The 10,906-nt window shown below is 33.9% G+C and carries 7 protein-coding genes; all 7 read right to left on the reverse strand.

All coding sequences use genetic code 11. The annotated features are described in order from the left end of the window. Positions 1–89 precede the first annotated feature (89 nt). The 7 genes from H3U96_RS02680 to ptrA all read right to left on the reverse strand — a co-directional run bounded on the left by H3U96_RS02680 (position 90) and on the right by ptrA (position 10,641). Positions 90–2,375, reverse strand: a complete 2,286-nt coding sequence (locus H3U96_RS02680; RefSeq protein WP_165755064.1) for a DNA internalization-related competence protein ComEC/Rec2 — start codon at positions 2,373–2,375, stop codon at positions 90–92. Positions 2,376–2,601: 226 nt separating this feature from the next. Next, positions 2,602–2,892, reverse strand: a complete 291-nt coding sequence (gene ihfB, locus H3U96_RS02685) for an integration host factor subunit beta (RefSeq protein WP_034901983.1) — start codon at positions 2,890–2,892, stop codon at positions 2,602–2,604. 99 nt (positions 2,893–2,991) lie between these two features. Further along, positions 2,992–4,674: a 30S ribosomal protein S1 gene (gene rpsA, locus H3U96_RS02690; RefSeq protein WP_034901981.1), complete on the reverse strand. Its 1,683-nt coding sequence runs from the start codon at positions 4,672–4,674 to the stop codon at positions 2,992–2,994. Positions 4,675–4,801: 127 nt separating this feature from the next. Further along, complete coding sequence (gene cmk, locus H3U96_RS02695; protein WP_034901979.1) at positions 4,802–5,482, reverse strand: (d)CMP kinase; 681 nt, start codon at positions 5,480–5,482, stop codon at positions 4,802–4,804. 1 nt (position 5,483) lies between these two features. Further along, positions 5,484–6,767, reverse strand: coding sequence for a 3-phosphoshikimate 1-carboxyvinyltransferase (gene aroA / locus H3U96_RS02700; protein WP_086360437.1), 1,284 nt, complete (start codon positions 6,765–6,767; stop codon positions 5,484–5,486). 27 nt (positions 6,768–6,794) lie between these two features. Next, entirely contained in the window at positions 6,795–7,667 is an 873-nt protein-coding gene (locus tag H3U96_RS02705; RefSeq protein WP_086360436.1) for a helix-turn-helix domain-containing protein, read from the reverse strand. Between the two features lie 100 nt (positions 7,668–7,767). Continuing rightward, positions 7,768–10,641 carry a pitrilysin gene (ptrA, locus tag H3U96_RS02710; protein ID WP_165755063.1) on the reverse strand — a complete coding sequence of 958 codons (2,874 nt, stop codon included), beginning with the start codon at positions 10,639–10,641 and terminating at the stop codon, positions 7,768–7,770. Positions 10,642–10,906 lie beyond the last annotated feature (265 nt).

The raw sequence follows: 10,906 nt of genomic DNA on the forward strand, positions 1-10,906 counted from the left end.
ACTTTATTATGCTCGCTAGTTCCAATAATTTTATTTTTATATAGTGAATGAATATATAATTTGTACACCATATTAACAATAATTCTATTTTACTCATAAAATGATAAACTACCAAACCAATCATGATACCATCTTGGATTGATATCTTGTCGCATAGTTTTCTGTTGCCATGATGTTGGATAAAAAAATAGACTAATCTGCCCTTCCTTGCCTGTAATATAATAATTAATATTTAGCGCTTTATAACGATTAGTTATCTTATTGGAAGGCAATCGCCATGGGTTATAACGTGATGCTGAAGTTAGTGCATTAGAGGGATTAACATAATTTAAAAATGGATAACTTGATGAAGTAGTACTACCATGATGCGGAGTTTGTAGAATGGTTGAGTGTAGATTGCGTTTATATTTAACCACTAAATCATATTCTTGTTTACGTTCTAAATCGCCAGTCAATAATACTGAAAATTGACCATCAGTAATTTGTATTACACATGAATCGCCGTTATTCGGATCGCTCACTAATTGGGTCGGCCATAATACATTAAAGCGTAAATGTTTCCAATAAAAATTATGATCAGCTAAACAGTTATAATCATTACTCAAACTAGTAGATGAACTCATTAACCATGCATTAGGATAACGTTGTTGTAAATAGCTTAAGCCTCCGATATGATCATTATGAATGTGGCTAATAATAATTCCTTCAACGTTCAGATTATTCCATTGTAAAAAAGGGATAATTACTTGCTCTGCAGCTGAACTATCTTCCCATTTTGCGCCAGTATCATACAAAATAGCTGATTTAGCATTGTGAATTACAATCGCCAATCCATGCCCAACATCCAACATATCAACTCTCCATAGATAATCGGGTTGTTTATAAATTGGTGAAACTAATATTGTTATAACAATCACAATAGTAAAGCTAAAACGACGCCAAAATTCTATCCGAATAATGATTATAGTTATCCAACCAATACCACTAAACAAATAAAAATCGACCGGTATATTTAGCCATAAAATATTTAAATATTCTAAGCAATAAAAAAGCCATTCTAGTGAAGTTTGCGCAACAAACCATAACCATAAAGCAAGGTAGAAACAGTCCATTAAACTAAATAATAATGCCAATAAAATCGCAGGAAAGGTGATTAACGAAACAATGGGAATTGCAATTAAGTTAGTTAACAACGCAACAACACTTATACCATGAAAAATAAATAATTGGATAGGAAGCAATAATAATGTTAAACCAAATTGTAAATGTAATAATCTAATAAAATACCATCGTTTTTTATTTTTTAACGTGCTGGCTAGTGGCAACCATTCAAATAAAAAAATCAAGCTAACCACAGCATAACAGGACATCCAAAAACTTTCAGATAGTATCATTAGTGGGTCAAAAATTAATAATAACGCTATAATACGGTTAATTTTCTGCCATGCGCTAATGTGATTATTTTTATAGCGCAAATATATCCAAATTGATAAAGCTAAAATAGCACGTAATGCTGGAGGATTAAAACCAATCAACCATGTATAACATAACGTCATTAACCAACCAATTAATATGGGTAACAATAAAGGGCTATAGCGTTGAGGTAAAAAAAACACTAATCCTTTTAGCAAAAAATAACTAATATAGAATACTAACAGAATATGCATTCCTGAAATTGCCATTAAATGAGCAACACCGGTTTGCATCATAGTTAAACGATTATGATCAGAAATCTGTGAACGGTCACCAAATCCTAATGCTAATAAAATTCCTCGATAACTAAACAAATTAATATAAGCTAGACATTTATCAGCAATACTTTGTCGAATATTAAACTTTTTTTCGAGTAGAACTGATTTAATAACTTTAGCTTTTAACAAAGTATGATTAGCAATCGCAAAACGTTGTTTATCAAATGATCCTTCATTTAAATTACTATGCGTCACTTTGGTTTTTATGGTTAATTGCCAAATTTGCCCTGCTTTAATTAAATCTGATTGTTGCCAATAAATAATAACAGGTACTGGTGATGATAAAATCTGATCTGAAATTTTTAAAATGGAAAATTTTGCATAATATGGATTGGTTTGTTTTTGGGAGTGAATTTGAGTATTAATAGTTTCAACTTTTGCAGTAACGACTAATGTCTGGTCAATATATGGTTCAATTAGACTTAAATATTGTTTTGCATTTGCTGTAGACCAGAGAAAGCTTAATATAAACACAACAATCAAACAAAAATAGTAATGACGTCGTATTGACCATACTAAAATAATAACAATCAATACTCCAACCAGAACAAACCAACTCGTTTCAGATGGCAATGATGACAAAAACATTAATGGCACACATCCTAAGGTAAACACAATTGCCATTAAATCTATTGAACCGTAGTGCCGCATCAATTTCTACATATTAATATTGTTTAAATAATCAATCTAATATGTTCGAACTTTCTACGAATTATTTTATCTTTAATTTTAGAGCTACATCCCAGTTTAAAGATTACTATTTCTGTTTCTATTGAGAATCATTCATCTAATTAACAAATAAAAAAGCCTTTGATTCTACTCAAAGGCTATTTTATTAATTATATTGGAATTATGCTTTAGCTGCATTATTTACACGTTCACGTAACTCTTTCCCAGGTTTAAAGTGAGGAATATATTTGTGTTTAACCTCAACATTTCCTCCTGTTCTAGGGTTTCTAGCTTTACGTGGTGCACGGTAGTTAAGACTAAAACTACCAAAACCGCGTATTTCAACGCGATCATTACTTTCCATCGCTAAAGCAATTTGTTCAATAATGTCTCTAACAGCATCATCAACAAGTTGCACAGGAAGGTGTGCCCGCCAGTTGACTATTCTTTCTGCTAAATCGGATCTGTTCATGGTCACTCCTAATTTATTTTATGTGGTATATATTTTATTCATTTTATACCACAAAAGAAAAAGAGGGCAAGCCCTCTTTACTCTTTGAATAAATATTTTTTACTCAGTTTTTGATGCTGCTTTAAATGCTTCAGCCATTGCGTTAGTAAATGATGCATCTTCTTGAGTTGCAGTATTATTTACAGCTGCTAATGCTTCTTTTTCATCAGCTTCATCTTTAGCACGTACAGATAGTGAAATTGCACGAGTTTTACGATCGATATTTACGATTTTCGCTTCTACTTCATCACCAACATTTAATGCAGTAGTTGCATCTTCAACACGTTCACGAGCAATATCTTGTGCTTTTAAGTAACCTTCGATACCGTCAGCGATTTCAACTGTTGCACCCTTAGCATCAACTGCAGTAACTTTACCTTTAACAATTGCGCCTTTTTTGAAGTTAGATGCAAAGCTGCTGAATGGATCGTCTTCAAGTTGTTTGATACCTAATGAGATACGTTCACGGTCAGCATCAACTTGTAGAACAACAGCTTCAATATCGTCACCTTTCTTATAAGCTTTAACAGCTTCTTCACCTGGCATATTCCAAGAAATATCAGAAAGATGTACTAGACCATCAATACCACCATCTAAGCCGATGAAGATACCGAAATCAGTAATTGATTTGATCTTACCGCTAACTTTATCACCTTTATTGTGTGATTCAGCAAATTGTAACCATGGATTTGGTTTACATTGTTTAAGACCAAGAGAAATACGACGACGTTCTTCATCAATTTCAAGAACTACAACTTCAACTTCATCACCTAAGCTAACTACTTTAGATGGATGAATGTTTTTGTTAGTCCAATCCATTTCAGAAACGTGTACTAAACCTTCAACACCAGTTTCGATTTCAACGAAACAACCGTAATCAGTTAAGTTAGTTACTTTACCAGTTACTTTAGTACCTTCTGGGTAACGTTTAGCAATTGAAACCCAAGGATCTTCGCCTAATTGTTTTAAGCCAAGAGAAACGCGTGAACGGTCTTTATCGAATTTAAGAACTTTAACAAGTAGTTCTTGACCAACTTCAACCACTTCACTTGGGTGTTTAACACGTTTCCAAGCCATATCAGTGATATGTAGTAAACCATCAACCCCACCAAGATCAACGAATGCACCGTAATCAGTAAGATTTTTGATAATACCTTTAACTTCAGAACCTTCTTGTAGATTTTCAAGAAGTTGTTCTCTTTCTGCGCTATTTTCAGATTCAATTACTGCACGACGTGAAACAACTACGTTGTTGCGTTTTTGATCTAATTTAATAACTTTTAATTCGATCTCTCTATTTTCAATATGAGAAGTATCGCGTAATGGACGAACATCAACAAGCGAACCTGGTAGGAACGCACGAACGCCATTAAGATCAACCGTAAAGCCACCTTTAACTTTACCATTGATAACACCTAAAACTGTTGCAGCATCTTCAACTGCTTTTTCTAATGTTAGCCACGCTTCATGACGTTTAGCTTTTTCACGAGATAAGATTGTTTCGCCAAAGCCATCTTCAATAGAATCAAGAACAACGTCAACAACGTCGCCAACTTGAACTTCTAATTCACCTTGGGCATTTTTAAACTGCTCTACTGGAATTGCTGATTCAGATTTTAAACCAGCATCAACTAAAACAACATCTTTGTCGATTGCAACGACAGTACCACGGATCATATTACCAGAACGAGTGTCTAGTTGATTTAAAGACTCTTCAAAGAGTTGAGCAAAAGATTCAGTCATATTTTATATACTTAAATTAATATTAACGTCCACATTACATCCTGTCTTGTGGGGTTGTTTATGTTACTCCACTTATATCCTTATAATGGAGCTTCGTTCACACAATAAGTTTACTTACAATATAAACTTATAGCGCAAGTTTTTCTTTTATATACATAATAGCTTGATTAAAAACATCTTCGATAGAGAGAGATGTGGTATCAATTATTAATGCGTCAACTGCAGGCTTTAAGGGCGCAACCGCTCGATTTCGATCTCGCTCATCACGCGCAGTTATCTCCTGCAAAATTTCGGGGAATTTAGCATGAATTTGTTTATCTTGCAACTGTTTCATTCTTCTTTCTGCTCTTGATTGAGCGCTAGCATCAAGAAATATTTTAACGGGAGCATCGCTAAACACGACTGTACCCATATCACGGCCATCGGCAATTAATCCAGGCAATTGTCGAAAATCACGTTGACGCTGTAATAAAGCTGTTCTTACTTCATTTATTGCAGCTACTTTTGAAGCTGCTCCACCAGTTTGTTCGGTACGAATCTCTTTTGAAACATCAACCCCTGCCAACAATGCTTTGACTTCATCATGACTGCTATCAAATGTTAACGGCAAATTCAATGCGAGCTCAGTTAGCTGATTAATATCATCTAAAGCAATATTTTTCTTTAAAGCTGCTAGCGCTAACACTCGATAGATAGCACCTGAATCCAAAAGATGCCAGTTGAAGTGATTTGCTAACGCTTGACATAATGTACCCTTACCTACACCACTTGGCCCATCAACAGCAATAACAGGAATATTTTTTGTCATGTTATATTTCACTTAATCGTTTAAATTGTTCAAAATAATCAGGGAATGTTTTCATTGTACACTTCGGATCTAAAATAGTTACCGGCGTATCAGAAAGTGCAACTAATGAGAAACACATAGCCATACGATGATCATTATAAGTTTTGATTTCTGCATGGTTGAGTTTTGCAGTAGGAGTTATAGAAATATAATCCTCTCCTTCTTCAACAGTAGCACCAACTTTACGCAATTCGTTAGCCATAGCCGATAAGCGATCGGTCTCTTTTACTCGCCAATTGTAAATATTTCGAATTGTCGTTGTTCCATCAGCAAAGAGTGCAGTTGTTGCAATTGTCATCGCTGCATCAGGGATATGGTTCATATCCATATCCACACCATTTAATTCACCGCGAGAACACTCAATATAATCATCAGCCCAAGTTATTTTGGCACCCATTTTTTCCAGCACATGAGCAAATTGAGTATCACCTTGTAAACTTTTTTTACCAACTCCAGTAACACGAACAGTGCCGCCTTTAATTGCTGCTGCCGCTAAGAAATAAGATGCTGAAGAGGCATCACCTTCTACCAAATAGCTACCAGGAGATTGATAAGTTTGATTAGCTTTAATGACAAATGTCTGATATTGATTATTGATAACCGATACACCAAATATTGCCATCATTTTTATTGTAATATCAATATATGGTTTAGAAACTAGATCGCCAATAATAGTAATTTCAGTATCATTGCTAGCTAAAGGGGCTGCCATCAATAGTGCAGTTAAGAATTGACTTGATACTGAGCCATTTACAGCAATCTTACCTCCAGTAAAACCACCATGGATATGAAGTGGCGGATAACCTTCATTTTCAAGATAATCAATTTTAGCGCCACCTTGACGTAATGCATCGACCAAATGACCAATTGGACGCTCTTTCATACGAGGTTCACCTGTTAATACAATATTATTATCGGCTAAACAAAGTGCTGCTGCTAAAGGACGCATAGCTGTCCCTGCATTTCCTAAAAATAATTCTAATGGATGAGCAGAATGTAATTTACCGCCAACCCCTTCTATATCACAAATTGTTCGGTCATCTGACAGATGATATTTGATATTCAACGCTTTTAAAGCGTCAAGCATATAGCGAACATCATCACTATCAAGTAAATTAGTTAATCTTGTTTTGCCTTGACTAAGTGCAGATAATAATAATGCACGATTTGATACACTTTTAGAACCTGGTAAATTAATGGTACCACTAAATTTTTTTATCGGTTGTAATGTCAAAGATAACATAATGACTCTCTTTAGTAATTTTAATATTCTTTAAAAATTTTCTAAGGTGGTTTTTAATAGATCGATTGCTTTATAATCTTTCGCACTATTTTGCCATAACTTATCAAATAAGTGGCGATAACGCTTAATTGCATCTTCTGAAGATGTTATTGAGGCAATCCCTGTGGTTATATTAGGTAGTTCACCCAATCGAAAAGGACTCATTGCCAATGCTAAGGCCTCTTCATTTTGATAAAATATTTGAAAAGCGATGGATGGGATAGCTTGTTCTGTAATCGCAATTGTTGGTGCATAAGCTTGGTCTTCTATCAATTTGATCAAATGATAAATTTCTTTACGAGCCAACAACATTCTTTCAGACTTTTTACCTGGGGAAATGGTTAAATTACCAACCAAACCAATATGCAAAAATCGCTCAACATTACGCAAACTGATTAGATTAATCACTTTTGGTAGAGATTGATAAAATTGTGTCTTACGCTCATTTAAAATCGATAATGATGTTGCATATCGTTGCGCGGCAATGGATTCACTCGACTCATTTAACATCATACCTAAATGGGAAAGGTAATCGGGTGAAGTTAATAGAAAAGAAAAAGGATCAAAATGAGAATAGATGTGCGTAGATTGTTCTTCTAATTGACGCATACGTTCAAAAAAACCATCACCACTAGAATAGTATTCGGTATCAATACCTAGCAAACTAGCAAATGAAGTATCTAATAATGAGGCTAACCGTTCAAGTGTTTCTATTTTAACAATTTCGCCTTTTTCTAAACGGTAAACCGCAGCTCTAGAGATTTTAAGACTTTCTGCAACATCTTCAGCTCTGAGAGAAGCAGCGATACGGTAAGCCCGCAATCGCTGTCCGATAGCACAATAATCAATCGATCCAGTAATCATAATACACTCAAACTATTGGGATTTTGGCAGTGTACCATATGGTAGGTACAATGCCAATTTAATGTAATGATATTTCAGACTAAATGCGTGTTTGAGTCTTTTATTTTAATAATTCATTTTGTAATGATGATGCATTTTTAAATTCAGTATAGTCAGTGATAGCTTCAGGTTCTTTTTCTCCTTTTTCCGTTTTTCCTATCACTTGTGATGCTATTACTAAACCTTTTTGGTCAATAACAGTACTTTTATAAAAATCAATTAAATCTTGTTTAGTGATTTTCTTAAGAAGTTCTATTTTTTTATCACGCGAATCAAATTGGAAACGTGATAAACGATAATCTGAAATTAAACGTTCAAACTCTTCATCTAATGATTGAGGCGGCATTGTCTGTTCATCAATGATGCTTCTTTTATACTCTTCAATATCCTTATCAGTTAACGCATCTAATTTATTTAACATTGTTGGGTAAAAAGCTTGATAACGTTGTAATAGATAAGCAGGATCCCACTGATTAGTTTGCACAGCAAAACCCAGCCCGACTGATTCACCGATGAAAAATGGAAAAATACCTACAAGATAACCCAATTGTTCATGACTCCGCAATTGATCAAAAAACCATGGTGACATAATACTAGTTAATGTATAGCCAACCATTTGACTTTTAGTCGGATCATAATTAGTTGGGAAATAAGTCATTAACAACGCGCTATCGGTACTTTTCGCTTGTTGGGTGATTCTCGCTGTAAACGAAGTTTTAATTGCTATATCATCCAAAGGAGTAAATTCAACATCGCGTTTTAATGTCTTTTGCACTGCATGATAAAGATCCAAAGAATCTTCATTTGAAATATTACCTAAACTAATCATATAAGGTATCGATTGAGTCATCAAGTTATCACGATAAGCTTCAACATCACTAATAGTGATAGTATTTGTAATTTGTCGTCTTTCATCTCGTTCAAAATAGTGTGGCAACTTAGATAATGCAAGAACTGGCTCTGACGCTAATCGAATACTTTCAAAATGATCTGCCCCATCAAGTCGTTGCAGATACCATGATTTAGCTAATGCTAAACTTTGTTCATCAATAGCCACTTGACGATAGCTATTAAGAATAGCCAATACCATTTCTGGTAAATGTTGATTAAAACCAGCAGCAGTTATCATTAAACCATTATCAGAACCAGTGGATAATGACATTCCGGCATTACCTGCTTGAAATTGTAATTGCGTTAAATCACGACTAACGATGTAATCAAGTAACTCAAAAGCAATCGACGTTTTTGCGTCTTTAAAAGCCTGATTATTACGTAAAGAAACTGCAATCACAGCCTTAGGATCATTATTAAAATGACGACTAACAAAATGAATATGATTACCACGTTTACTAAATGTAGCTGGTTGAATTTGATCGCTATTTTGACGAATTATATTAAAATTATCTGGGATATAAGGATTTAATTCCGGCAAAGTAAACGAAAAATCTTTAGCTAAATTAGTCCACGTTGTTTTTAATTCATCACTGATATTATCTACTTTATAAGGCGCATTGAGAAAATATGCAGTTTTATCGGTAGTTTGATTTGGGGCAATCAACCACACTCTAGCATTGTCAGGAGTAAAATTTTTGATTCGATTGATGATAGCTTCTTTATTCAAATGTTCCGCAACATAATCCGCATCTAATACATTTTTAACCGGATAAAGTAGCATCTGATCTGATAACCATTCGACATAAGACATATCACGGTTAACATCTTTATACTTAAAGGATAAAGCAAAAACTTTTTTTATCTCATCATAATAAGCTTCTGAAACGCCCTGTTTTTCAATTAATTGTAAATAATTGAATATAGCTGCAATCACCTTGTCTTTTTGCGCCAAGCCTTCATCAGTTAAAATGACATTAATATTAAATGTTCCACTATTACCATAATATTTACTATCACAAGTTGCTTGAATAGCTTCAATCAAACCTTGTTTTTGTAGCTGATCAGCTAAGGTATTTTTACTATTATTACTAATTAAATAGATAAGGTACTCATTGGTTTTATCAGTAAATTTATCGATATCATTTTCAATCGGAAATTTTAAAGACAACATTTTTCTAGGTTGAGCCGGTAACATGGTAATTTCTTTACCAGTAAACTCCTGAGTAATCGCTGGTTTGGTAATTGGCGGAACGACTATATTTTTATTAGGAATTTGACCGTAAGTAGATTCAGCTAAAGTTTCCAATTTTTCAATGGATTGATTACTGTAAATAACCCCCACCATAATATTAGCTGAATAGTATTTATCATGAAAGTTAACTAGTTCATCTTGTAATTTACTATTATCTTTATCACTTAAAGTTTCTAAATTTCCTCCCGAAAATTGTGCTGCTGGGTGATCAGGGTTAATTGTTTCAGAATCAACTTGCTGAATACGAAAACCATCACTTGAGCGATACATCGTCATTTCTGCATTGACGGCATTTCGTTCTTTATCTGCAAATTTAGGATCAAAAATTGGCTCAGCAATCGCATCAGCTAAATAATCTAACGCAGTATTAATTACACCATTTTCAACTTCAAAGAAAAATGCGGTGCGATTACCGCTAGTAGACGCGTTATAGTTACCAGCATGTCGCGCCAAAAATTCTGTAAAACTTGACGGTTGAGGATACTTTTTCGATCCCATCAGTACCATATGTTCTGTGTAGTGAGCTAATCCTTGCTGATCTTTGGGATCTTGAAGTGAACCTACAGGTAATGCTAATGATCCTAACGATTTTGCCGCTTTAGGATCAGAAACCAATAGTACGCGCATTTGATTTGCCAATTCAATTACCTCATATTGGCGATTATCGCGATCACTTTGTTGTATCTTTTTCAAAAGCACAGGGAAGGAAATTTTGTTTTCAATTGCAAAAGATGAATTAAAAATAAAAAACACTGATACTATAAAAAAAATAATTTTTATCTTATCCATATATTCTTCGCCTAGTAAAAAGATAATATTATAGTCTTTTTTTGATAAATTAGGGAGAAAAACAAACATTGTTTGAATGCTAAAATTTCTTTACAAAAAATAACTGATCATAAATATCTTTTGCATAAAAATTGCACTATAATTCAATCACTACCGTTAAAGAAGCTGTCTTACAATTATACGGTCTGTTTAGTAACTTTATAAATTGTTTACAATTTTATGTCACAAAAATGATGCTATCTTATCAGCATCAAAATCAATACAA

Origin of the sequence: Gilliamella sp. M0364, assembly GCF_016100565.1 — a bacterium.
GTDB classification, from domain to species: Bacteria; Pseudomonadota; Gammaproteobacteria; order Enterobacterales; family Orbaceae; genus Gilliamella; species Gilliamella apis.

Excerpts from the sequence above, each read along its gene's own strand:
- ihfB (WP_034901983.1), bottom strand. The coding sequence starts at position 2,892 with ATGAACAGATCCGATTTAGCAGAAAGAATAGTCAACTGGCGGGCACAC.
- H3U96_RS02680 (WP_165755064.1), bottom strand. The coding sequence starts at position 2,375 with ATGGCAATTGTGTTTACCTTAGGATGTGTGCCATTAATGTTTTTGTCA.
- cmk (WP_034901979.1), bottom strand. The coding sequence starts at position 5,482 with ATGACAAAAAATATTCCTGTTATTGCTGTTGATGGGCCAAGTGGTGTA.
- ptrA (WP_165755063.1), bottom strand. The coding sequence starts at position 10,641 with ATGGATAAGATAAAAATTATTTTTTTTATAGTATCAGTGTTTTTTATT.
- rpsA (WP_034901981.1), bottom strand. The coding sequence starts at position 4,674 with ATGACTGAATCTTTTGCTCAACTCTTTGAAGAGTCTTTAAATCAACTA.
- H3U96_RS02705 (WP_086360436.1), bottom strand. The coding sequence starts at position 7,667 with ATGATTACTGGATCGATTGATTATTGTGCTATCGGACAGCGATTGCGG.